Genomic DNA, 25,400 nt, shown 5'->3' with positions numbered 1-25,400 from the left:
TTAGTAGTTTTTTCCTACAATACCAACTCTTCATCCAGAGCCAGCGAATAAATAATCTTCTCTTTCACCTTTTTCCCTGTCGTCCGCTCCAGTGCCTGCTGGTAATAGACGAGCTGTTTTTCATACCTCTTTTTCAGCTCCCCGGCTTCTCTCACACGATCCGTTTTGTAGTCCACAAGAACAATCTCATCCCCCTCCGGGAACCATGCGTCAATGATTCCCTGCACGAGAATGGTTTCATCTTCCGGATAGGACGGATCTGCCTCACTTGCCGGAACGGACATCACAAACGGCTGCTCCCGCTTCAGGGTTCCATTTAGAAAGGCATTCCGCATCCGCATTCCGACCGGACTCTTTGCGAACGCCAGAACAGATTTGAAATAAATGCATTCCACTGCCTCTTTCGTCATTTTTCCTTCTGCAATCAGTTCCTCCGTCTGTGCCATCAGCTCTTTGATGCTGTACGCCCTGCGGTAATCGAGACATTCCAGCAGGCGGTGGTACGCCGTTCCGCGGTCAGCTCCCGTCAGGGCCTCAGCGTGATCCTTTTTCATAAAGCCCGGCACAATTGGTACGAGTTCTTCCTGCGCGAACAGCTCTTTTCCGATCTCGGATTCCTCCATCCCGGCCTTCTTCAGCTGCGAAACGGTAACTTTTACCGGAATCTGTTTTTCCTTCTCATACGGATACTGGTAGGCAAACCGCTCCTCCACAAGTTCCTTCAGCGCCGTTTCTCTCGGCGGCTGCTTCGGAATTTCCATGATTTTCTGCTCATTCACCGCGCGCTCCATCTGATGCAGCACCTCTCCCTCAACAAGTCCTGCCGGTGATACAAGGCGGATCGTTACCGGAATTTTCTCCGCATACAGCGGATTGTCCGCATTCCCTGCCAGACCGAATTGTTCATACAGCCCGTCAAAACACCGGTTTCTCGAAAATGCCGGCAAAATCCAGTCGAGATACCCGGATGCACTGCTCAATGTCTGATATGACAGCAGCTCCTCCTGCCGCCCCGCATGTGCCGCGCACTGCTTCACGCGGCTCTCCAGCTTCGACGCCATGCCCGTCATAATCAGCTTCTCCTTCGGTCGCGTCATGGCAACGTAAAGCACCCGCAGCTCCTCCGCCAGATTTTCCAGCTTCATGCTCTGCCGGATGATCTGCCGCGACAGTGTCGCCTGACGGACGCGGTGCTCCGGATCGATCGCATCCGCGCCGATGCCCATGCGGGAATGGAGTACAAGCGCCGCACGGCTGTCCATCTGGTTAAACGATTTGCCCATGCCCGAGAGGAACACAACCGGGAATTCCAGTCCTTTACTCTTGTGAATACTCATGATACGCACCGTATCTGCGCTCTCCCCGTAAATATTCACCTCGCCGAAATCGACTTCATACTTCTGAAGCTGCTCGATATAACGGATAAAGTTGAACAGTCCACGGTAACTCGTCGCCTCAAATTCCACCGCCTTTTCCACCAGCATCTCCAGATTTGCCCGCCGCTGCACACCACCCGGCATTGCAGATGCATAGCCGCCGTAGCCCGTCTCCTCGAGAATCTGTGTGATCAGCTCATGGATCGGCGTATACGGCACGCGGCTTCGCAGCGTTTCGAGCTGTGCAAGGAACCTCCTCAGCTTCTCCCGGAGTGCTTCATCATCCCCCATCGCCGCATATTTTCCACATGCCTCGTAAATTTTCACGTCTTTATCCACACAACGCACCGCCGCAAGCTCCGTGTCTGTGCATCCGCAGATGGGGGAACGCAGAATGGCCGTAAATGGAATCTCCTGACATGGATTATCACACAGGTGCAGATAATTCAGCACCGTAACAATTTCCTGCGTGGAAAAGTACCCTGTTTTTGATGTACTGTAAGCCGGAATTCCAGCCGCCTGGAGCACACGGGAGAAAGTCTCCGACCAGCCGCTGACCGCACGGAGCAAAATGACGATATCCCGGTACTGGATTTTCCGGTATTCCCCGGTCTCCTTATCCACAACTTCCTCATTTCCAACCATTTCCCGGATGCGCGCCGCAACGGCAGCCGCCTCCGTTTCCATCTTCGTCTCGCGGGATTTATCATCTTCCAGCTCCGGCGCCTGGTCGTCCAGCAGCAGAAGCTCCGTTTCGTATGCCCTCTGCCACGGATCCATATTTCCTTCTTCTTTTTTCGGGAACGCCGCACCCGCATGAAGGCTCGCCGCCTCATCGTACGCAATGCCGCCAAGCTCCGGGCTCATGAGTTTTCGGAATACATAGTTCGCCGTCGCAAGCACCTCCGGCCGGCTTCGAAAGTTTTTGTCGAGATCAATCCTCTGCTGACTTTCTCCCTCTTTTTGATACGTGTGATATTTTTCCAGAAACAGCTCCGGCCGCGCCAAACGAAAACCATAGATACTCTGCTTGATATCGCCGACCATAAACCGGTTCCACCTGCCGTCCTCCTCACCGGACACCGCAGAGAGCAGTGCCTCCTGGATAAAGTTGCTGTCCTGGTACTCATCGATCATAATTTCCCGGAACTGCTCCGACAGTTCCCGCGCCGCATCGGTCCGCACCAGGCAGCCGTCTTTTTGCTGCACGAGAATTTCAAGCGCAAAGTGTTCCAGATCGGCATAATCGAGAATATTTTTGCTCCGTTTTTTCTCCGCAAACGCTTTCGCAAACTGCTCCGTCAGATCAATCAGCACCCCGATCGGCTCCCGGCAGTCGGCAATCTCCTCCGCAATCGCAGCGCTGTCCTTCTCAAAAAACTGCTCCTTTAACTTCTGCAGCTCCTTTTTGCATGCATCGCGCTCCGCCTTTACCTGATCTTTCAGCGTTTCACTCACATCGTCTGCCTTTTTCCGCGAAAGTGCTTTAAACTTCATTCCGGCCATCGCGCGCACCAGTTCATCAAACGATTCTGTTTCCAGCAGTTCTTCCACCATCTGCTGGTCGGAAGCCAGCGCCTCATCATATAAATACGGTCCTCCAGAGCTTACTGCTGTTTTCCGGTTTTCCTGAATCCCTTCCAGAATACTCGAGAGCCGCTTTTTCGCCTCGCTCATCAGCTCCTGTACCCAGATACTCTCCTGCACTGCTTCCGGTGAATCCATCTGGTACGCCGCCCGGCACTCTTCGAGCCACTGCTCCGGCCATGGATAGCTCATGGAAAACTCATACAGTTTCAGCACAAGTGCATCGAGCCCGTCATCCTGCTTTCCCGCCGCGTAGCTCTCCACAAACCGTGTAAATGCAGACTCCTTTTCCGTAAAGCGTTCTTCCATGACCTTCTGGATCACATCGCTTTTCATCAGACGGATCTCCCCTTCATCCGCCATGCGGTACACCGGATCAAGATCGATCATCTGAAAATAATTTTTTATCACATAGGAACAGAAACCGTGAATTGTGCTGATCTGCGCATGGTGAAGCAGGGTCTGCTGCCGCTGTAAATGCTCATTTTCCGGGTTTTCCGCAAGGCTCTGCTGCAGAGCGCGGCCGATTCTCTCTTTCATTTCTCCTGCCGCCGCACGCGTAAAGGTTACGACAAGAAGCTGGTCAATGTCGATTGGATGCACAGGATCTTTCACCATTGCAAGGATCCGCTCTACCAGAACCGCTGTCTTTCCGGAACCCGCTGCCGCGCTGACCAGAAGATTCCGGTCTCTCGCATCAATGACTTTCTGCTGTTCCGCTGTCCATTTTACTGCCATGTTCTTTCCCTCTTCTTTCTGGCTGATTTTCTTTCCCTCACTTGGAAAAAATGCACCATATTTCACTTTTTCAAAAGCAGTCACTCTTTTTGATCTCTTTGTGCTGTCTCCTGCATTGCCTTCATCAGCAGTTCTGTATCCATGCCCTTTAATTTACGGTATTCATATCCCTGAATTTTCTGATCGAATCCGCAGATTCCCTGATATTCGCAATATGCGCATGCCGTTGCTCCATCCCGCTGAAATGGCGAAATTTTTACATTTCCCGAGAAAATGCCCTCGCCGATCTCACGTACCTTCTTTCTGGTGTATGTCCGAATCACATTAAACTGCTCCGACGATGCCACTTTCGAATAGCCCGTGTAGCTTCCATCCTTCTTCTTTCCAACCGGAATCACATCCGACGTCGTTCCATCCGCGAGTACTCGGTCGAGAAGCTCCACCACCTTCCGATCTGCATTTACAAGGCCATCCATCCGCAGTGCTTTCAGCATCCGTCTGCCCCACGCCTCATCGGTCTCATCTTCTTCCTGGTCGAGGATCGGATCATCAATATGATAATAAAATACCCCCGCAGGCTCCACCAGCTTACCTGGATGCTTTTTCTGCTCCAGCTCCACCGCCGCATCCAGATAAACCGCCAGCTGCAGCTGTAACCCATAATAGAGCGCCACCAGGTCAAGCGATGTATTTCCCGTCTTGTAATCGATAATTTTCACATAGACCTTATCGTCCGTCTCACAGAGATCCACGCGGTCAATCCGTCCGCGCAGGCGCATCTTCTCATGCTCCGACAGATCAATATTAATCGCCGACAAGGAGTCCTCCATGGAGAACGAAACCTCAAATTCACCCGGCTCAAATTCTCCCTGCCGAATCTGCTGCTGCAGCGCCCACACCGTCCGTTTCAGAATCCGCTTTACGCGGATGATGCGATACTGATTCCGGCTTGAGCTCTGGAAAATCGTGTTTCCGTAATCTGCCATCGTCTCCTCGACGCACTCCTCGATCAGGCGGTCACGGGTATCATCCCCGACAGTCTTCCATGTCTCGCCATTTTCCTGCAGTTTTTTTGAAAACTTTTCGAGTGCTTCATGCATAACCGTTCCCATATCGGCCGCTTTCAGCTCATACTGATCCCGCTCGCGGATCTGAAGTCCGAACTCCATAAAGTGGGCAAACGCACATGCCGCATACTTTTCCAGCCGTGTCGCACTGTTTTTCAAAGTGTCCCCGTACAGCGCCGATGCCGCACTCCTTCCGATCACACCGTCCGCACAGCGCAGAAAAGCCGCTTTCCGATATGTCTCCGCCGGAATCCCCGCCTCCGGATGTGCCGCATACCAGCGGTAAAGCTCTTCAAACAGCGGATTCATCTCGCCCTCTGCCGCCTTTCCAAGCTCCTCCAGAAACAGTGCCTCCCCGGAACGCGGCATTTCCAGTTTTTCCTCCGGATTTTCTTCTTTTTCGATATCCCGCACCAGAATTTCCGGGAAGAGTTTCCGGATTTCATTGATCAGATACGACGGATTCTGCGCCTCGCCGGACGCGCCCGCTTTCGCAAAGGAAAGGTACAGCCGCTCCGACGGCTTCGTCAGATTTCGGTAGAGATGGAATTTCTGCTGATACATCGTCTCCCGCGCCGTCGGGGAGAGTTTTGCATCCGCGCGCTCCAGCTCCTCGCGGTCATACTCCGAGAGAATACCGCCTCCCGCGTCGTGACGCGGAATCAGCCCGTCGTTCACACCGACGAAAAACAACACACGGATATCCTTCAGACGTGATCTCTCATTGTCACCGATCAGTACCTGGTCCGCGGTCGGCGGAATAATGCCAACAGAAGCCTCTGCAAAGCCAGCCTCCAGAATCTCCTGATACTCTGCCAACGTCATTTTTTCATCGCCAAGCACCTCGACAATCTTGTCCAGCAGTTCCATAACGATGCCATAAATCTGACTGTATTCTTTTGCAAATGCCTCCTGCCCCTGCTGTTCAAACTGACACCGTCGCTCTTCGAGCTTTTCCTGTACCTGATTCTGAACGACAAGCGCATACAATGCCTCCGTCCGTTCCCGCACCGTGGCATCTTTTTTCTTCATCTGTTCCGCAAACGGCTGAACCTCCTCATAGAATTTTTCCCGAAGAAGATTGCGCTGCGGCACTTCATCCGGTTTGATGCTGCAATACCCCCTCGTCCACGTTTCCGCATACGCTTTTAGTCCGCGGATTCCAAGCGCGAGTACATAATTTTCCATCGCATCTGTCTCCGCACGGTTCAGACTCGAGAGACCGCAACGCAGATAACGGAAGACGCTCTCGTAGGAAAAGCTCTGTACCACCATCTCGATCGCCGCGCGCAGAAATTCCACGAACGGATTCATCAGCACAGAATGCTTTTCGTCCACAAAGTACGGAATGCCGCATTTTTCAAAAATTTCCCGCGCATATGTGCCATAAATGGAAAGATCTCCGGTCAGAACGGCAAAATCCTGGTACCGCATCTTCTCCTCACGCACCATGCGGCGGATCAGGCGCACCGTTTCTTCGAGCTCCGCACGTGGGGATGGCGCTACGCTAATATAAATTCCCTGCTGTTCCAAATCTTGTCCGGACTCCAAATGCTCCGTTTTCGTTTCCTGTGCATTTTCCAGCGTGCTTGGCCCAATTTCTTTTTTGTTCTTTCCATTTGTTCCTGCCCCTGCTTTTGACGCTGCTCTTTTTCCTGCCTCTGTTCCGACAATCCTTCTTTTTCCATATCGAAACAGGTTCTGTTCTAGCTGATCCATCCTGCTTCCCGGCAGAAAACGGCCATATCCCGAGCGTCTGACCCAGATTTCCGGCTCCACTGGGCACCCTGCTTCGTCTGCCGCTTTCATGAGCTGTTGAACCAGCTGGCGGCTCATCGCAAAAAGCTGATGCGGAATCGCTTTTTTGTACGGATCCTCCCGCTCATCCATAATAATCGTCACATAAACCTTCGCACAGAGCCGAAATAATTTTCCAAGCACACCGATCTGCACCGGCGTAAATCCGGTAAAGCCATCCACCAGCACCTCACTGTTTTTGATAAGCACCGATTCTTCCAGTTTTCCCGCCAGAACCTCCAGCACATCCTCCGCCGTCACATAGCGGTTCTCCAGATACTCCTCAAATGCGCGGTAGATTACCCCGGTGTCTTTCAGCTTTGCCGCCAGCAGCTTTTTCTCTCCCGTCTCCTCCGCCCACATGTCGAGTTCGGACGGCGCAATCTGATACTGCTTCAGCTCGGAAATCAGCGATTTCATCTGCGAAACCGCACCGGTTCTTTTTAACGTGCTGCCAAGAATTGTCAGCTCCTTTTTCTTTTCCTGCGCAACGCGCTTCACCACGAGCTTTTTCCCGTCTCTTCGAGCACCGGATACAGGCTGCCTCCGGTCTCCTCAAAAATACGGTACGCCAGACGCTGGAAACTCAAAATATCAATATTCAAAATACCGCCCGCCGGATGCAGTGACACAAGCTCTTTCTGCGTCTGCATTGTAAACTGCTCCGGCACAATGATCAGATAAGTTTTCTCCGGGTGGCGCATCGCTTCCGCCAGAATTTTCTGATACGCATATCTCGACTTTCCAGCCCCCGAATTTCCCATAATAAACTGCAGACTCATGTTTCGCTCCTCCTGTTCTGTTCCACTTCTGCCCAAAAGCTAAACATAGTTACAGTATAGCAGACTCCTTTTTTTGATGCAATCAGCCTTCAGGTAAACAGTAACCATTTCCTCCCGAAAATACTGCCGTATATTTCTAACGTAAACGGCCGCTCTCAACAGCTAAAAATATTCAGCATTAAGAGCGACCGTACATTTTAAGATCAATGACAGCGTCATATATTTTTATTATGTTATACTTTTCAAACGTTCCATCAAGGTTTCCATGCGGCACAAAAAAATCGTTGCCGCAAGTAAATCCGCAGCTCCTCCCGGACTCATATTTTTCCGGATACAAATCTGATTCAGTTCTCGCACTTTTTGCAAACCCTCCGCGCAAAAAGCACCACCTGTCTTAAGAATTGCCCTTGCTTCTGTTTGCAGCCATCGCATTTCTTTCTCACTGGTTCTGCTGATGACATTTGTGTCCGTAAGCTCTCCTATAATCTCAAGAAGAATCTGTACATTGATCTGATTTTGATCCCTGTTATTTGCTATATACTGTTTCATATGAGGAACCGTAAGTTCACACAGAATCGGATATCCGCTCATCGCCAGTCCCCGGACTCCTTTCTCGCCCAGATGGCAGTAAATTTTTTCTCCATGCGTGATCCCCGAGCTTTGTTTTATTTTCTCAGATCCTGTTCCAACTCTTTTTTTGTCATTTCCAGACTGATCCGGCAAACATCCTCCGACTCGATTTTTCCGGAATTTCTCAGGGAAATTCCGGCCGCTGCTGCAAGAATGCCAATCGTAAAAATGATTCCTTTGTGCGTATTGACTCCTCCGGTTGCAGCAAACATTTTTTCTTCCGTCTTTTTTCCTCTTTCTCTGAGAAGGGGAAACAATGTCTCCGGAGCTGCCTCCCAGGAATACCCGGCTACAAACATTGCCGCCAGATCTTCGGCGATCGCTCTGTACTCTTTTGAAATATCTGACAGTTCATATCTGTATGCGCACCGGCATCCTCCCGGTCTACTAAGCCTGGTTTTGGTGTTGTATACACTTCTTCCATCAGTGCCTGACTGATTTCAGCGGCTACGCCTCTTTGCAGCTGTTCTTCCCATATGATACCATAAATCTTTTTTCTTAATTCTTCGATCGAATGTTTTCTGCTTCTGCCACACTGATAGGCCGGGTTGTTGCATAACAGACATTTTCTTTCCGGAAATCCAAGATCTTTTCTGCTGATTTTCGTATTTTCTTTTTCCAATACATCAATATCATACAATCTCCCGATTTTCGTCTCTTCCAAAGCAACCATAAGCTTTTTCACCTGGCAGCCGTCTGCTTTCACAACCAAATATCCTTCATATCCGGTTATGTTTTCTTGTACCAGCCGGACTTCCGTCGAAATTTTCTCCGTTTCCAGCTTATTCTGTATCTTTTCCAGTCCTTCATAAAAGACCTTTTCGAAAAGTTCATTTACCTTTTCCGGACCCGGAATATTGAGCATAAAGCAGATTAAGGTACCCGGATATTTTTCAAGAAGCTCTTTCTGCGTTGCTACCCTTTTTTCTCGGCTCCACAATACCTGCTCTAAGGAAACCTTATTTTCTGTTTTCATTCTTTTTCCTTTCCAGATAGCGCCGGGTACTTTCCGGAAGCATTCCGCAGACGCTTTTTAATTGATTTTCCGCATATTTTTTTCTAACCTCAGATGCACTGATGATCTGGTCTCCATATGTTTTTCTGGGAATTTCATGAAAGCGGATCTGATAGCACGGTAGCTGCTCCCGTAAGCACTGGTTATAGGTATGTGTCACATCGCAGACCGGTTCACTGCCTACATAGCGATCCGTAATTTTAAGTTCCGGTGCAATACGCTCTCCAAATAACTGAATATCCAACTGGCAATTCATCTCATAGGCTTTCGCTTTTTCTTTGATAAAATATGTCGGAAACACAGCCGGCGAAATCATGTATTCTGAGGTCTGGTGAAGAATCACATTTGGAATTTCCTGTATTCCTTCTCTTACCAACTGATACCGTTCTCTCGTTGTCAGAAAGCTCTGTTCTTCTGAGAGGATAAAAATATGCAGCCATTTGTTTTTTTTTGCCGCCTCCCGGATCAGGTATTCATGTCCTCTGGTAAAGGGATTACAATTCATAACCACTGCCCCAATACCGTTTTCATGCCTGTTTTCCACTTTGCACTTCTGTTGTTCCTGTGTTTCTTTTTTTAATCGTTTCAGGAATTTTTCCAGTCCGTTTTTGTCATTTTCCAGAAGAAGAATTTTTTCTGTCTGTGTCACCGGATACATTCCCATACTGCAAAACAGTTCTTTGTTCTGAGGCTTGGTAAATCCAAAAAAATGAGAAATTCCCATTCCATAAAAATATTCAATCAGAGATGTCATAAGATGTGCCAGCAGATTCTGTCCTTGATACTCTTCTGATACCGCAACACATTTTATGATATTTTTCTGGCAGGAGCAGTTGCTATGATTTCTTTCTCTTTTCGCAATACAATGGAATGCGTAATCTGCTCATCATAAGTAAGTCCCATGTATTCCAGAAATTTTTTGAGTTCCTCTTTCTTTTTCCCGGTAAAAGGATCCCCTGTTTCTTCCATATAGTCCCCCACTGCCTGCCCTCCTTCTCTTATTTATGTACTGACTCCGGGAGTACCTTCTTTTCCTCTTTAAATTGGAATGGTTTAATCTGACGAACTACATCCATGATGGTTCCGTCTCTGCTTTCAATAATTCCTACAATACGTTCGCCAAATTCTACTTTCTCCGGTTCTCCTGCAATCCGGTAAGCCAAATCCCGAAGTTCTTCTATCGTTTTCAGCGGAAGTCCACTGTTTTTTACCGCTTCCAGCAGATCTTTTCGCAGTGGATTAACTGCAACTCCATATTCCGTGATGACTACATCTACAGATTCTCCCGGTGTTGTCACTGTTGTTACTTCCGTACAGATTGCCGGAATTCTTCCTTGCAATAATGGAGTCAGTACAATGGTGCATTTTGCGCCTGCCGCCGTATCCGGATGACCTCCCTGCGCGCCTGTTATAACGCCATCGGAACCTACTACAACATTGCAATTGAAATTTACATCAACTTCCAATGCTGCCAGAATCACAAAATCCAGTTTGTTGACTACTGCGCCCTTGTTAAAAGGATCTGCATATTCACCGGCACTGATTCTGAAATGCCTGATATCTTTTACTGATTCTACCGCATCCAGATCAAAATCCTGCGTATCCAGAAGTACATCAACCTGATTGTTATCCAGAAGATCACACATCGGTTTCGTCAATCCTCCGACGCCGAAACGCATACGGATTCCACGTTCCTTCATGATTTTTGCCAACGAAATGGTGGAAGCGATAGATGCGCCTCCCACACCGGTCTGATAAGAAAATCCATCTTTAAAGTACGGGGTAGAAGTGACAAATCGTGTACAGTAATCCGCCATCATCAGTTTTCTCATATCTTTCGTCGGTTTCGCTGCACCTGTTGCAATTTTCTTGGGATCTCCGATTGCATCTACCACTACTACATAATCTACCTTTGTCATGGAAATATGTGCCGGAAAATTAGGAAACGGCACCAGACAGTCCGTAATTGCTACGACCCGGTCCGCATAATCAGCATCTACCATCGCATAGGACAATACTCCGCAATCTGCTTTTCCACCGATACCACGACAGTTTCCATAATCATCACAAGTCGGTGCTCCGATAAATGCAATATCCAGGTGTACTTCCCCTGTTTCGATTGCCCGAACTCTGCCGCCGTGGGAGCGCATCACTGCAAGCCCTTTCAGTTTTCCCTCAGAAATCGCTTTTCCAATCTCACCGCGCACACCAGAAGACTGGATTCCTGTAATCGTTCCATCTTCCATGTACGGTACCAGTCCTGCATGCGCTTTCCCCAGAGAACTGGCACAAATGGTAATATTTTTAATACCCATTTTATGGATTTCTTCCATCACCATATTTACAACCAGATCACCATCCCGGAAATGATGATGAAATCCAATTGTCATGCCATCCCGGATTTCACATTTCACCAGTGCCTCATGAATTGTTTTCACCAATTTGCTGCCATCGGAATTCACCACGCAGCGGGTTTTCGGACCATCTTTCTGATATTCATAACCATCATAATAATGCACTCCGTGAAATACTTCTTTTCCTGTTGCCTTCAATATTTCCTCGGGAATTTCTCTCCCTACTGCATTTTTCATCTTACAGTTCCCCCTCGTACACACCGGAAGCCTTGGCCAGTTCGATTATTCGCTTTGCACCATCATAAAATGCAATATCAATCATCTTTCCGTCCACAGTAAATACACCGATTCCCTGTGCCTTTTTGCTATCAATCTCACGGACTACTTTTTCCGCAAAAATAATCTCTTTTTCTTTCGGTGTAAAAATTTCATGTACAATATGAATCTGTCTTGGATTGATAATTGATTTCCCGTCAAATCCCATCAGGTGAATCGTATTGACATCTTCTCGAAAACCATCTTCGTTCTCCAGATCTGTATAAACGGTATCAAAACATTGCACACCTGCTGCCCGCGCAGCAATGACAAGCTGCTGTCTTGCTCCCATCAGTTCTATTCCGGTTCCCGTAATGTGGGTATGCAGATCTTTCGTGTAATCTCCACCGGACAGTGCGATACCAAACAGCCTTTTCGAAGCCTCGCAAATTTCTAATGCCTTCACCACACCTCTTGCCGATTCTATCGCTGCCATAATTAAGGTACTGTTCTCCGGTCTGCCAAATTCATTCTCCGCCTTTAAAATTTGCTGCTCCACTATTTTTACATCCTGCGCTGTCTCTGTCTTAGGAATACGGATGCCATCACATCCACCGGCTACTGCGCAGCGGATATCTTCCTTCCAGAAAGGCGTGTCCAGACCATTAATACGTACAATCCGTTCTGCTCCATGATAATCAATCGTGCGCAGTGCATGAAACAGGGAAAATCTGGCTGCATCCTTCTGATTTTCTGCCACTGCATCTTCCAGGTCCAACATCAGAGAATCTGCCCCATAAATATACGGATCCTTAATCAGTCCCGGCTTCTGTGCATTTAAAAACATCATGGTACGGCGTAATCGCTTTTTTGCGTCTCTCATCTGATTGCACCTCCCCATGGCAGCTGCTCCGACTGTCCGGCGGAACGGTATACCGCAGCTTCCACCCTCGCACGGATGGTGCAGTCCAGAGCTCCTTTATCTACAATCTTAATTTTTACGTTCTGAACTCCCAGACTTTTCAGAGTATCCAGAACCACATGACGGATCTGATTTCCATACTGATGAATCACTGTGCTTTCCAGTACCAGATCTATGTTTCCATCTCCATCTTCTACCGTAACCATACAATCGCTGGATTCCAGTGTTCCGGCTACGGCTGCTTTTTCTATCTCCATTTTCCTCTTCTCCCTGTATTTCCCGTGGGGCTGTCGCACTAAAAAAATCTGGCGAGACAACCCCCTTTATACTCTGCAGATTTTACTCTTCTACTGATTTTCCCGCAAAGTTCATCCAGTCCAGAATCTTCTGAATATACTCATCAAAGAAAATATCATCATGCCTTCCCGGTCCCTCTTCAAACAGCAGCGGAACGCCCAGCTGATCCGCAAACTCCTTCAGATCGACCGAATCCTGGTGACGTCTGTCCTCTGTACCGCAGCAGGTATACAATCTCGGAATATCTCTTCCTTCTTCTTTCCGGTTTTTCAACAGTGTAAAAACATCATGAACCTCCGGTGTAATCGCAGGCGGATCACCATATAACGCTTCACAAAGGGTGGATACCGTGTTAACCTTTCCCTGATAACGATATTCGGCATGGTAAGATCCCGCAACGCCTCCGATTGCCGCAAATTTTTCCGGACAGGTAAGTCCCCATTTATAGGCACCGTAACCTCCCATCGACATTCCTGCAATAAAACGGTTTTCCCGCTTTGTTGCTGCCGGGAAATTTCTCTCCACAAAATCTGTCAGTTCTTCTGTCAGATAAGAAAAATAATCCAGTCCGTATTTCATGTCCGTATAGGCGCTGTTATATACGCTTGGCATAACCACCATGATCTGATGCTCATCTGCATAACGCTCAATTTTGGAGGTCCGCAGATACGTAAGGTGGTCACCTGTAAATCCATGCAGCAGATACAGGGTCTGATATTTTTTGTTTTTTCCGAAAGTCTCTCCCTTTTTTCCCTGCTCCACATCTTCCATCCGCTCCTTTTCCGGAAGCAGAATCGAAACATCTACCTGCATCCGCAGGATACAGGAATGAAAATTACAATGTACATATGCTGCCATCTGTTTCTCCTTTCTGTCAGCCTTTTACAGCGCCGACAACCACACCTTTGATAAAATATTTCTGAAGCATCGGATAAATAATAATGATTGGTAAAATTCCGACAAATGCCAGTGCCATTCGGATGGAGTTGCCCGGAAGCGAAACTGCCTGTCCTTCCGCTGCCAGCTCTGATGCTCCGCTTCGCAGATATTCAATGTTTTTCATGATACGCATCAGCAGATTCTGAATACCAAAATATTTTGGATCCTGTACGTAATATAAAGCATTGGTCCAGCTGTTCCAGTAGGAAAGACCTGTAAACAGTCCAATGGTGGCAACTACCGGCTTCGACAACGGAAATACAATTTTGGTGAAAATTCCAATTTCTGACGCTCCGTCCAGCTGCGCAGCTTCGTATAATGCTTCCGGCAGACTGTTGCTGTAATAGTTTCTTACCAGGAAAATATTGAATGCTGTCATCAGAAGATTCGGAAAAATCAGTGCTGCATACGTATCTTTAATGTGAAAAAATGTTGTCCACATAATATACTGTGGCACCAGTCCTCCATTAAACAGCATGGTAAAATACACAAAAAAGGATAATGCATTTCTATATTTGAATGTTTTTCGTGCCATCGGATATGCGATCGAAGTTGTCAGTAGCACGCTTAATCCGGTTCCGACAACGGTTGTTCCAATCGTAACAAGATACGATCTTACAATTGTTGCTGCCTGTTTTACCATGTAGGTATATGCTTCCAGGCTGAGTTTCTTCGGCAAAATCTGATATCCGTTTGTAATCAGTTCATTTTCATCGGTAAAGGACGCAACCACCAGAAGAATCATCGGAAACAACGCCACAATACTGATTACCACTAAAATAACTGTTGCTATTGCAATAAATCGTTTTTCATCGCTGACTGTCTTTTTCATATCCTGCCTCCTAGAACAATGCGTTTTCCGGATCTTTTTTCCGCACAATAAAGTTTGCAATCATTACCAGTGCAAAACCAACTAATGACTGATATACACCTGCTGCCGAAGACATTCCTACATTACCCTGTTCCATCAAACCGCGATATACATACGTATCTATCGTCTGTGTCGTAGAAAACAGGTTCCCGCATTCATCGGTACCTGATAGAACAAACCAAAGTCCGAATAGAATACACGGCCGATTGCCATTAATGTCATAATAATAATGGTTGGTCTCAGAAGCGGAAGTGTAATGGCAGTAATCTGTTTCAATTTAGAAGCGCCATCAATCTTTGCTGCTTCATAAATTTCCTTATCAATGCCTGCAATACCTGCCATATAAACGATCGCATTATATCCGGCATTCTTCCAAAGATATACAATAACCAGGATAAACGGCCATGCCGTTTTTGCGGTATACCAGTCTACGCCCTTTTTCCCCAGCGCATTTAAGATTGTATTGTTCACAAAACCGGTTGTACTTCCCAATAACGCATATACCAGATACGCCGTTACAACCCAGGACAGTAAGTGCGGAAATAACAGCACGGACTGGAAAAACTTTCCGCGTAACAGTTCTCCCAGCTCATGCAGCAGGATTGCAAAAATCACAGAAACTACTGTTCCGATCACAATAAACGCCAGATTATATAACAACGTGTTTCTCGTAATGACCCATGCATCATCTGTCAGAAACAAAAATTTAAAGTTATTCAGTCCACACCATGGGCTTCCCCAGATTCCTTTTGCATAACTGAACTTTTTAAACGCAATAAAGGTTCCCACAATCGGGATATAGTTATTAATAATCAGATATGTAATACCTGGCAGTGCAATGAAAAGCAATGCTAATGTATTTTTACTGGCATATTTCTTCTTACTCTTTGGCATAATTCGAGCTCCCTTTTATAAATAAGGCTGCGGTGATATTCCGCAGCCCTTTCCTTTTTTCAAAGTCTTTTCTACTTACTACTCATCCATGCATCCAGCTGCTCCTGCTTTGCCTGAATCAGGTCATCCATACCAGCTGCTTTCAGTCGTTTTGTCATCTCGGCAAGTGTTGTATCTACATCTGCTGCACCAACCCACAGAGATTTTTTATACTCTTCTACAATGTTCTGGCATGCGGTGTATTCTGCTTCTTTATCACTGTAGTCGTAAAGGAAACCATAATAATTTGAATGATCTCCATCATAATTCTGCTGTTTATTTGTCTCTTTTTCTTCTCCATACAGACCGCCTGCAACCGGATAGGTCAGCCATTTATTTCCCCAGAAATAGTAGTTCATATTATTGGTATATGCTACACTGTTCAGATCCGTATATCCATCCGGTGCTACTGCACAACCATTTTCATCCAATTTGTAATCCACTCCTTCTTCTCCATAGACCAGAAGGTTGTCTACATATGCATCCGTGTACAGCAGGTTCATAAATTTGCAGGCTGCTGAAGGATCTTTACAACCGGAATTTACCATCCATGCTCCGCCGTTTCCAGACCAGATCATAGAATCACTGATCTGTACGTTTTCAAAAGGATGACCATAGTTGTTTGTATACTGCTGCGCAATCTTTGGATTACCCAGTCCACAGAATGTACCAAAGCAGTTGCCGGACATCAGTAATTCTGCGGTAGTTGCCGTTGTGGTAGCTGCATCACTTGCATAATAACCAGCTTCAAACCAGCTTCTGGTCAGTTCGCACAGTTCTTTGAAATCTGTCGTTTCATACATATCCACTACAGTTGCATTGTCCTGATAAGCCACACCGGAAACTGGTGAGGCAATATTGTCGCCTAATGGATCGATTTTATCAATCTTGCCCAGGTAACTTTCAAATAATGCATTCGCTCTGTTCGGATCAATGATTGTCATATCCGGATAAGCTTCTTTTACCTTTGCAAACACTGCAGTCAGATCTTCCGGTTTGGTAACCTGGCTCATATCAATTCCAAGTTTCTCTGTAATATCTTCACGATAGGTAAATCCACCCGGTACATAGTTAGAACCCATATTCAGAATTCCATATGTTTTTCCCTCTACCGTTGTCGGCGCCAGAAAACCATCGTAAAGAGTTTCTGTTGTCTCTTTCAGATCATTGTCCAGATACTCTGTAATATCCAGCGCTGTTCCATCCTGGATATATTTCAGATGAGATGTATTATATGCCTGAAATAAATCCAGCTGTTCTCCGGATGCCAGCATCAGATTCACCTGATTCATATAATCAGAATTGGAAAACAGTACCAGTTTGACCTTCGTATTGATCTTATCTACTGTATAATCGTTGATCAGGTTCTGAATTCTTTCCAGTTCTGATGACTCCGGGATATTGTTCTGCGTCATGTACGCAAATACAACCTCTGCCGGTTCTTCGCTGTCGCTGCTTTCCTGTTTGCCGCTCTCCTGCTTTCCGGCTGCATCACCGCTCTGTGCTCCACCACATCCGCTCAGCAGAGATCCTACTGTCAAAGTAGCCATCAAAATCGCCAAAATCTTTTTCTTCATTTGTTTCTCCTTTCTTCTTTCCGGTTCCTTTTGATAGACTTATCATAACGCAAAAAAAACGAAAGTTCTTACACAAAAAAGTACAAAAACTTTCGTTTTTAAGATATCTATTCTCTTTTCCGAAACTCTGCCGGTGAAAGTCCCGTATATTTTTTAAATACAGATGAGAAGTACGGAAGCGTATCAAATCCGACTTCCAATGCAATATCAATCACCTTTGTATTGGTGTTTTCCAACAAATGCTTCGCTTTTTCCACACGCAGGGAATTAATATAATCATTCAACGACGTTCCGATATCCTTCCGGAACATTTTTCCAATGTACTCCGGCGAAAAGTGGAACCTCTCTGAAAGCGTATTCCTGTTGATGTCTTCCGTATAGTGTTCTCTAATATAATCAATTACCTGATCTGTGATCCGTTTTTCTGTTTTTTCCTTCTGTTCTTTCTGTGTCAGGTCAAATACCTTATTCATCAGCCAGGTCATCCACTGCACCATAGAAAACTCAGATTTAACAGCATTCATATCCAGTTTCAGATAGATCGGATCATGAATCACGCTGTTCATATTTTCATTTTTATCATGGAGATATTTGCTTACAAGCTGTGTCAGTTCCACTTGAAAGTTGCGAAATCCTTCTACGGAATGCATCGTTTGTTTTACATGCTGCAGCATTTTTTGTAAATATTCCAGTGTGCTTACCCTGGACCCCTTTTTCAGACACTGCAGGATATAATCTTCGTCCAGAATATGTCCGGACGCCTCCTTTTCTCGAAGCAATACCATAAATTCCTTTATTTCCCCTTCGTCATAAATATGCGTTTTGTCATATTCCATTATTTTTTCTTTTTCCAGACCCACTTCATAAAAAGGAACACTCGGGGAAATGTATCCGATCTGCAATGTCTCCGGAAAATATTTTTCAAATATGTTTCTGACCTGCTCTGCTCTCTCTTTCGTCTCCTTTTCCGAAAATTCCGACAGAATTCCAAGATAGGTTCCCTTATTTTCTTCCCAGCAGATCACATTTTCCATTTTGATTTTTTCTGTGAATGCTTCTGCCAGAATGTTTTCCATTGCAAATTTATAAATGGATTCCTGTCCCTTTTCTTTACCCAAGTCCAGTTTTCCACTGGCAAAATGAAGAATCACAACACAATATTTTTCCTGAATCTCTTCCTCTATCCCCTGCTGCTTTATTTCCTCCTCAAGTCCCTGTTTCTGCACACCGGGTTCCAGCAATACTCTTGTCCAGAAATATCGCACCATCTTTCTTATTCCGCTCTCCCAATATTCCCGGATTTCCTCCGTTTTTTGTTTCCAGACTATTTTTTCTGTCACACGAAGCAATGTCTGATTGATTTTATTCATGTCAATCGGCTTCAGCAGATAGTTTGCCGCACCATTCTGTACAGCTCCATAGGCATATTCAAATTTTTCATGGCTGGTCAGAAAGATAACCTCTGTCTGGATTTTCTGTTCTCGTACCCATTTCAGAAAATGAATTCCATTCTCCTTTGGCATTTCAATATCACATAAAATCAGTTCCACTTTATTTTTTTGCAAAATATCTCTGGCCATAGAAGTATTGTAGGCCACATAGATCTGGTCAATAGAAAGTAACTCGCGATCCAGCTGTTCTTCCAATACCTGCGTTGTCACAATTTCATCATCTACAATCAGCAAATTCATCTCTCTTCGTCTTTCTCCTCATCTGTACATTTCAGTGTTTTCGGAATCCATATGGTTATTTTAGTTCCTTCCGGTTCCAGATTCTCAAAATACAGAAGATGATCCTGCTGGTACATCATCTTCAGAACCTCTTTTACATTTTTTATTCCAATTCCACTTCCATCTTCTTTTTCTGTTATTTCCATATCTTTATTCACAAAGTCCAGTATTTCCTGCGAAAATTGACCCTGCGATATATATAGTTCCAGTTTTAAGTAAACTTCCTTCCCCGAAAAGCTCAACAATGCCTGAATCAGAACCGTAGTGAACGAATCAATACTGATCACGTGCTTAAATATATTTTCCAAAAATGTATGCAGGATCATCTGCGGCACCGGATACTGCTGCGTTTCTTCCGGTATATCCATATAGACATAAAAGCAATCCCGGTACATAAGTCGCTGCATTTCCAGATATCCACTGGCATTCTTTATTTCATCCTGCAGCGGAACGGTATGCAGACCGGTTCGAAACATATAGCGGATATTCTGTGAAAATGCCTGAATAAAGGTATGGACATTCTCTTCCTCGTGCTGATAAACCATGCTGTTGATTGTTGATAAAGCATTCAGGAAATAGTGTGGTTTTAATTGCATATGGATATACTTCAGTTGTACATCCTTCATTCGAAGTTCCTGTTCGTACTTTTCTACCCTCATTTCAAGAATCGTCTGTACCATATCATTATATGCCTGTTTTACTTCTTCCATTTCGTAGCTGTTCGTATTATATTCCGCTCTTGCCCTGAAATCCCCACTGTGAATTTTTCTGGAAACCCAGGACAGGTCTGCAATCGGCTGAAAAATTTCTTTTTGCATATACCAGACAATTGTTCCAAAGAAAAGTAAAGACAGTACTAAAAATCCAAAAATAACGATACCGGATGTAGAATATGCGGCATACTCGGAGGATTTTACGCTGTAATACATCTGATATGCATCTTCCAGAACAGATCCCCGATAGATACTGATGGATGGATCCTGTTTCTGCAGATTCTCTATCGCTTCTCCATATGTCCAATCCTCTCCTGAACCGCACAGAATTTTCCCTTTTTTGTCTGTAAGATAGAACGCTGCCTCTTTGATGGACATATCATTATAGTTTAACAAAGAGTCCAGTCTTTTTTCTGATATCAATACAGCGATCGTATTTGCACCATAATTATAATATTTTACCAGATACACCTGCTCCCCCATGACAGTAGAAGTCCAGCCGGATGTAGGAGTTTTATCAAACGTATTACGCTTTTGAAGATACTTTTTGATATCTTTTATTGTATCATATGTTATATTTCCATTTCTCTGAATCAAAATACTGTTGTCTTTGCAATTAACAATCGCATAGGCATCCGCTTCTTTGGTATCTTTACATCTTTCCTTAAGAATCTGCAGCATTTGATGCTGCGCTTTCACTTTCTCCAGATTATTTTCTCCATTCAGCTGTGTCAAAAGCAGCCGACATCCCAGTAAAAGATCCAGGTTATCGTCAAGTCGCTCCAATACACTTTCCATCGTATTATGATAAATTTGCAGTGTATTTTCCACCAGGTTTTTCTCGTTTTTTTTAGCAATATCAACAATAAATGATTTGTACAGAAACAGTAATATAATCTGCAGAAGCAAAAAAGTAGTTAAAAAAACACTCATAGTACTTCTGATTTTTCTTTTTTTCATCTTTCCCCTCTTCTTTTCCCAACTCTTCTCTGAAATCTGTTATCGTGACCGATTACATTATATACTAATTCTCGGGCAGAAGAAAGACTGTCCAAAGATTATATTCGGAATTTGCATGTTACGAAACTTTCTTTCATAAACGATTTCTCTTTTACATACATTATAATAAAAACGCCCGTCCGTTTGCCCCTCGTCCGCTCACAGACGGTTTTTCAAAAAGGAGTGTGCCCGCCCATGAGTTCCAAAACGAAAATCATTGTACTACATATGAAAGAAGTGGTTTACACCACTGTTTTTCTCGCTCTCGCGATCCTTCTGCTCGTGGTTTTTCTGATTATGTTCGGTTCCGGAAAAAAGGAGTCTGCGAAGAAACCTGCGGCCTCATCCACCGGTTCTGCCGAGAGTGCACGCTACATTCCCGGCATCTATACCTCCACAATTTCTCTCGGTGACCAGACCTTCGATATACAGGTCGATGTCGAGCAGGACCGTATTACCGCAATCTCAATGAATAACCTAAGCGAGACCACGGCCGCTATGTACCCGCTTATGGAGCCTGCACTCGATTCCATTGCAAGTCAGATCTACGTAAACCAGACAACCGAGGCCTCATTTACGGCGAGGATAACCGCTACACCTCCGAACTGCTTGTCATGGCAATCGACCAGGCTCTCGATCAGGCCCGCAATCCTTCTGCAACCAAATAAAGTTAAAAATGGCTCCTGAGTGTTCTCACTCCGAAGCCATTTTTCTGTTGTTTTTCTATTGCTTTTCTGTTGTCTTATCTGTCAATCCTTGATTCTGTGAACCAGACACACTCTAATGCTTATCGTCCGAACAGTTTACCGCGTCAATCGCAAGCACCAGAAGAAGCGCCGGAATCTCATGCGATGGATTACAGCCGGTCAAGCTGTTCTCTCCAGAGTTTCACGCTTGCATCACTTGGCATGCGCAGATCGCCTCGCGGGGAAACCGCAACGCTTCCGACCTTCGGTCCGTCCGGCAGGCAGGAACGCTTAAACTGCTGTGCAAAAAATCTCCAGTAGAAGGTTTTCAGCCACTTCAGGATTGTTGTATCATCGTAAACACCGGCAAACGCAAGTTTCGCCACACGGTAAATTTTCAGCGGCTCGTACGTCACACGCAGCATATAGTACAAAAAGAAATCGTGGAGTTCGTACGGTCCGACAAGATCCTCTGTCTTCTGGGAAATGACACCGTCTTTCGGCGGAAGCAGCTCCGGGCTGACCGGCGTATCAAGCACATCCAAGAGAATATCAGAGAGTGCTTTCTCTCCGCAGGTATCCGCATAATACTGCACCAGATGGCGCACCAGTGTCTTTGGCACAGATGCATTGACTGCATACATTGACATATGGTCGCCATTGTACGTTGCCCAGCCAAGTGCCAGCTCGGAAAGATCACCCGTTCCGATAACCATACCGCCGGACTGGTTGGCAAGATCCATCAGAATCTGGGTTCTCTCACGCGCCTGTCCGTTTTCATACGTCACATCGTGTTTCTCCGGATTCTGTCCGATATCACGGAAATGAAGATTGACAGCCTCCTTGATATCGATCTCTTTTAAGGTTGCGCCAAGGCATCTCGTCAGCTCACATGCATTCTGATACGTACGGTCTGTCGTTCCAAAACACGGCATCGTTACAGACAGGATCTGCTTTCTCGGAATCCCGAGCAGATCAAATGCTCTTGCCGTTACAAGCAATGCCAGCGTCGAGTCAAGTCCACCGGAAATACCGATAACTGCGCTCTGGCAATGGGTATGCGCCAGACGTTTTTTCAGTCCCATAGCCTGAATATTTAAAATTTCGTCGCATCGCTGATCACGGTTATGCTTATCCGACGGTACGAATGGCCGTGGTTCGAAGTAACGGGTCAGCTTTGTCTCTTCTATTGACAAGGAGAATCGAACGACCTGATACCCATCGGTTCTCTGCTCCGGATACGTGGTCATCCTTCTGCGCTCACTTGTGAGACGATCCACATCGAGATCTGCACAAATAATCTGATTCTCAAATCGTTTTGCCTCGGCAAGAATGGTTCCGTTTTCAGCAATCAGATGCTGTCCGCCAAAGACAAGATCTGTCGTCGACTCGCCCTCACCTGCTGTCGCATAAATGTAGCCGCAGATCAGACGCGCCGACTGTGCGCTCACAAGGCTTCTCCGGTAACTGTCTTTTCCAACCATTTCATCACTGGCAGAAAGGTTTACGACCACTGTCGCACCGGCCAGCGCATGCGCCACACTCGGCGGATTTGGGGTCCAGAGATCCTCACAGAGCTCTGCCGCAACCTTAAGACGCGGCATTTTTTCACACTGGAAGAGCAGATTCATGCCAAACGGAACCTCTTTTCCAAAAAATTCCGTTGTTGTCACCGCTTCTTTTCCCGGCGTAAAATGACGCAGCTCATAAAATTCATTGTAGTTCGGCAGATACTTTTTCGGCACAATGCCGAGAAGCTCTCCGTGACAGAGCACAGCGGCTACATTGAACAGCTTTCCGCCCTGTTCCCACGGCAGTCCGACAAAAATCAGCGCATCGGTCTCTTTCGTACCATCGGCAATTTCCTTTAATCCTTCTTTCGCCGCATCAATCATCTGACTCTGCCAGAATAAGTCACTACAGGTGTAGCCGGTAAGAGCCAGCTCCGGGAGCACCATCACCTTTGCTCCCTCGCCCTCCATTTTATGAATCGTTTCCAGAATGACTCTCGTATTTTCTCTGACATCCGCTACCACTACCGCACAGGAAGCGGCGGCAACTTTTACGAATCCCTGTTTCATCTCTTTCTTCCTCCACTATCTGGTTCCCTGTTACAGATTTTCTGCAAACAGAAGCTCTCACAGCCTCCGTTTCGCCTGAAACAGTACTGTTATTTGCTCTTACGCAATAATTCTTTCAGATCCTCGGTAGAAAATTCATAGGCGCTGTTGCAGAAATGGCATTTCAGCTCCACCGGTTTTGCTTCCTGAATCATCTCGTTCAGTTCTTTTCTTCCGACCGCTATCAGCGCTTTCGATACACGCTCACGGCTGCAGTTGCAGTAAAACTGGGTCGGCACGGTATCGTTGATCACAAGGTCCATGTCTCCAAGCAGTTTTTCAAGAATCTGCTCCGGAGTCAGGCCCTCGTCAAGGAATGCGGTAACGGAATTGACTTCTGCCAGACGCTGCTCCAGTTTTTCAATGACTTTCTCATCGCAGAACGGCATCAGCTGAATGATAAAGCCGCCGGCCTGACGGACGGTATTGTCTTTGTTCATCAGCACACCGAGTCCGACGCTGGACGGAACCTGCTCACTCGTTGCAAAATAGTAGGTCAGATCCTCTGCGATCTCACTCGTCTGCAGAACGCACTGTCCGACGTACGGCTCTTTCAGTCCCAGGTCTTTGATGACATCCATGAATCCGACGCCGACAGCACCTGCCACGTCAAGTTTTCCTTTTTTGTTGGCCGGAATCACGACGTCCGGGTTTCCGACGTAACCTTTTACATTTCCTTTGGAATCTGCTGTTACAGTAATGCCATTCAGCGGTCCGCCGGCATGGATGCGCAAGGTCAGAAGGTCTTTATCTCCCTTCATCATAACGCCCATCATTGCACCTGCTGTCAGAAGGCGGCCCAGCGCTGCGGTTGCAACCGGGCTCGTGTTGTGATCCTGGCGTGCTGTCTCTACGGTTTCTCTTGTTGTCGCTGCAAACGCACGAATCTGTCCGTCTGCCGCTGTTGCTCTTACAATATAATCCATGTTTCTCTCCTATTTCTCACTTTTTCCTTTTTCTCTTGCTACGACATAAATACGTTCGCTCTCCGGTCTCGGCGCATCCTTTGTGAATGCATCGTAGGCCGTTACAAACTCCATGCCTGCCTCTTCCAATAAGCGGCAGATCGTCGCAAGATCGTACGCTCTCTGATAATGTACCTCCTCAAATTTACGGTACAGATCGGAATCTTCTCCCTCCGGGATGAAAATGGCGAGCTCATATTCGTTGATTTCTTCCTCCGGGTCATAGTAATTATCCCAGATGAAGCTTGCCTCTTCGCGGTTTTCCGCAATCGTAGTCTCACCCATCTGTTCATATTTATACTTTGTATTCAAATCAAAAATAAACATGCCCTTCGGATCCAGATAATTGTTGACAAGTGAGAATACTTCCCGCAGATCATCTTCCTCCAGAATATAGTTGATAGAATCGCAGATGCTCACAACCGCCTTCACGGTTCCGTAGAGCTCAAATTCCCGCATATCCTGAAGCAGATATAAAATGTTTAAGCCGGACTCGGCGCGTTTTTCACTGGCAATCTCGAGCATATCCTCAGAATTGTCCACGCCGATCATATCGTAGCCCTCTTTGGCGAGCAGCTCGGTCATGTTTCCCGTTCCGCAGCCAAGATCGAGCACCAGTCCGTCTTCCACCTGATATTCTTTTAAAAGCTGAATCAGATATTTGCTCCAGGCAGGATAGTCCACGTTGTCCATGAACATGTCATATACCTGGGCAAAACTGGTATAACTTTCATTCATCTTTCTTTTCTCCTTCATCGTTTACAGTAGCTACGCCTTATTGTATCACATCACACAGGGCAACTCAATATACGAAAAGACCTGCAGGATCCCTGCAGGTCTCATTCACTCCCCGAGTTGGGCTCGAACCAACAACCCTTCGGTTAACAGCCGAATGCTCTACCATTGAGCTATCGAGGATTATTTAATTGAAGATATTTGATATACCTTCAAAACCGCATACACTACACATCTATCATTCCATTTTTTGTGAACACAACCATTCAGGTCAAGCCCTCGACCGATTAGTAACAGTCAGCTCCATGCCTT

General features: G+C 46.1%; 17 protein-coding genes, 1 tRNA gene and 2 pseudogenes. 1 reads left to right on the top strand and 19 read right to left on the bottom strand.

Translation table 11 applies throughout. The features are described 5' to 3' along the window. Positions 1–14 precede the first annotated feature (14 nt). The 15 genes and pseudogenes from addA to DWZ60_RS13195 form a co-directional block, all read right to left on the bottom strand. Positions 15–3,785, bottom strand: a complete 3,771-nt coding sequence (gene addA / locus DWZ60_RS13270) for a helicase-exonuclease AddAB subunit AddA (protein ID WP_243038325.1) — start codon at positions 3,783–3,785, stop codon at positions 15–17. Beyond that, positions 3,782–5,077 carry a PD-(D/E)XK nuclease family protein gene (locus DWZ60_RS20270; RefSeq protein ID WP_330422343.1) on the bottom strand — a complete coding sequence of 432 codons (1,296 nt, stop codon included), beginning with the start codon at positions 5,075–5,077 and terminating at the stop codon, positions 3,782–3,784. Before DWZ60_RS20270 ends, addA begins: the two co-directional genes overlap by 4 nt. A 1,473-nt stretch (positions 5,078–6,550) precedes the next feature. Beyond that, positions 6,551–7,329: pseudogene (locus DWZ60_RS20265) on the bottom strand (PD-(D/E)XK nuclease family protein); the annotation flags it as partial. Between the two features lie 246 nt (positions 7,330–7,575). After that, positions 7,576–8,953 (bottom strand): annotated as a pseudogene (citX, locus tag DWZ60_RS18290) (citrate lyase holo-[acyl-carrier protein] synthase). Continuing rightward, positions 8,937–9,761, bottom strand: coding sequence for a [citrate (pro-3S)-lyase] ligase (gene citC, locus DWZ60_RS13240; protein ID WP_243038333.1), 825 nt, complete (start codon positions 9,759–9,761; stop codon positions 8,937–8,939). The pseudogene citX and the gene citC overlap by 17 nt, the downstream one beginning before the upstream one ends. A gap of 38 nt (positions 9,762–9,799) precedes the next feature. Then, positions 9,800–9,973, bottom strand: coding sequence for a hypothetical protein (locus DWZ60_RS17340; protein WP_158576404.1), 174 nt, complete (start codon positions 9,971–9,973; stop codon positions 9,800–9,802). 17 nt (positions 9,974–9,990) lie between these two features. After that, positions 9,991–11,583 (bottom strand): citrate lyase subunit alpha, encoded by a 1,593-nt coding sequence (gene citF, locus DWZ60_RS13235; protein WP_117509983.1) that lies wholly within the window; start codon positions 11,581–11,583, stop codon positions 9,991–9,993. 1 nt (position 11,584) lies between these two features. After that, positions 11,585–12,484 (bottom strand): aldolase/citrate lyase family protein, encoded by a 900-nt coding sequence (locus DWZ60_RS13230; protein WP_055226574.1) that lies wholly within the window; start codon positions 12,482–12,484, stop codon positions 11,585–11,587. Continuing rightward, positions 12,481–12,780 (bottom strand): citrate lyase acyl carrier protein, encoded by a 300-nt coding sequence (gene citD / locus DWZ60_RS13225; RefSeq protein ID WP_055226572.1) that lies wholly within the window; start codon positions 12,778–12,780, stop codon positions 12,481–12,483. The genes DWZ60_RS13230 and citD overlap by 4 nt, the downstream gene beginning before the upstream one ends. 82 nt (positions 12,781–12,862) lie before the next feature. Continuing rightward, on the bottom strand, positions 12,863–13,678 hold the full coding sequence (locus DWZ60_RS13220; protein ID WP_117509984.1) for an alpha/beta hydrolase: 816 nt from the start codon (positions 13,676–13,678) through the stop codon (positions 12,863–12,865). Between the two features lie 16 nt (positions 13,679–13,694). Beyond that, positions 13,695–14,591, bottom strand: a complete 897-nt coding sequence (locus DWZ60_RS13215) for a carbohydrate ABC transporter permease (RefSeq protein ID WP_055226569.1) — start codon at positions 14,589–14,591, stop codon at positions 13,695–13,697. 159 nt (positions 14,592–14,750) lie between these two features. Beyond that, positions 14,751–15,524, bottom strand: a complete 774-nt coding sequence (locus DWZ60_RS13210; protein WP_330422334.1) for an ABC transporter permease subunit — start codon at positions 15,522–15,524, stop codon at positions 14,751–14,753. Positions 15,525–15,595: 71 nt separating this feature from the next. Beyond that, the gene (locus DWZ60_RS13205; protein WP_055226565.1) at positions 15,596–17,140 is read right to left on the bottom strand and encodes an ABC transporter substrate-binding protein; all 1,545 of its coding nucleotides are present in this window, start codon (positions 17,138–17,140) and stop codon (positions 15,596–15,598) included. Between the two features lie 107 nt (positions 17,141–17,247). Beyond that, a complete protein-coding gene (locus DWZ60_RS13200) occupies positions 17,248–18,831 on the bottom strand; it encodes a response regulator transcription factor (protein ID WP_117509987.1) in 1,584 nt (527 codons plus the stop codon). Then, positions 18,828–20,414 (bottom strand): sensor histidine kinase, encoded by a 1,587-nt coding sequence (locus DWZ60_RS13195; protein WP_158576403.1) that lies wholly within the window; start codon positions 20,412–20,414, stop codon positions 18,828–18,830. Before DWZ60_RS13195 ends, DWZ60_RS13200 begins: the two co-directional genes overlap by 4 nt. A 363-nt stretch (positions 20,415–20,777) precedes the next feature. Between DWZ60_RS13195 and DWZ60_RS13190 the strand changes: the two genes are divergently transcribed. Beyond that, a complete protein-coding gene (locus DWZ60_RS13190; protein WP_330422333.1) occupies positions 20,778–21,269 on the top strand; it encodes a hypothetical protein in 492 nt (163 codons plus the stop codon). Positions 21,270–21,438: 169 nt separating this feature from the next. Here DWZ60_RS13190 and DWZ60_RS13185 read toward each other — a convergent pair whose 3' ends face one another. From DWZ60_RS13185 to DWZ60_RS13170, 4 genes are all read right to left on the bottom strand, one after another. Beyond that, entirely contained in the window at positions 21,439–23,349 is a 1,911-nt protein-coding gene (locus DWZ60_RS13185; RefSeq protein WP_119221799.1) for an NAD(+) synthase, read from the bottom strand. 89 nt (positions 23,350–23,438) lie between these two features. Continuing rightward, on the bottom strand, positions 23,439–24,314 hold the full coding sequence (gene hslO / locus DWZ60_RS13180) for an Hsp33 family molecular chaperone HslO (RefSeq protein ID WP_022462421.1): 876 nt from the start codon (positions 24,312–24,314) through the stop codon (positions 23,439–23,441). A 9-nt stretch (positions 24,315–24,323) separates the two neighbouring features. Next, the gene (locus DWZ60_RS13175; protein ID WP_117509992.1) at positions 24,324–25,091 is read right to left on the bottom strand and encodes a class I SAM-dependent DNA methyltransferase; all 768 of its coding nucleotides are present in this window, start codon (positions 25,089–25,091) and stop codon (positions 24,324–24,326) included. A gap of 108 nt (positions 25,092–25,199) precedes the next feature. Beyond that, positions 25,200–25,271: transfer RNA gene (locus DWZ60_RS13170), tRNA-Asn, on the bottom strand. Positions 25,272–25,400 lie beyond the last annotated feature (129 nt).

Origin of the sequence: Blautia sp. AF34-10 (assembly GCF_003477865.1) — a bacterium.
GTDB lineage: Bacteria > Bacillota > Clostridia > Lachnospirales > Lachnospiraceae > Fusicatenibacter > Fusicatenibacter saccharivorans.
This window is presented reverse-complemented; position numbering and strand designations above follow the sequence as displayed.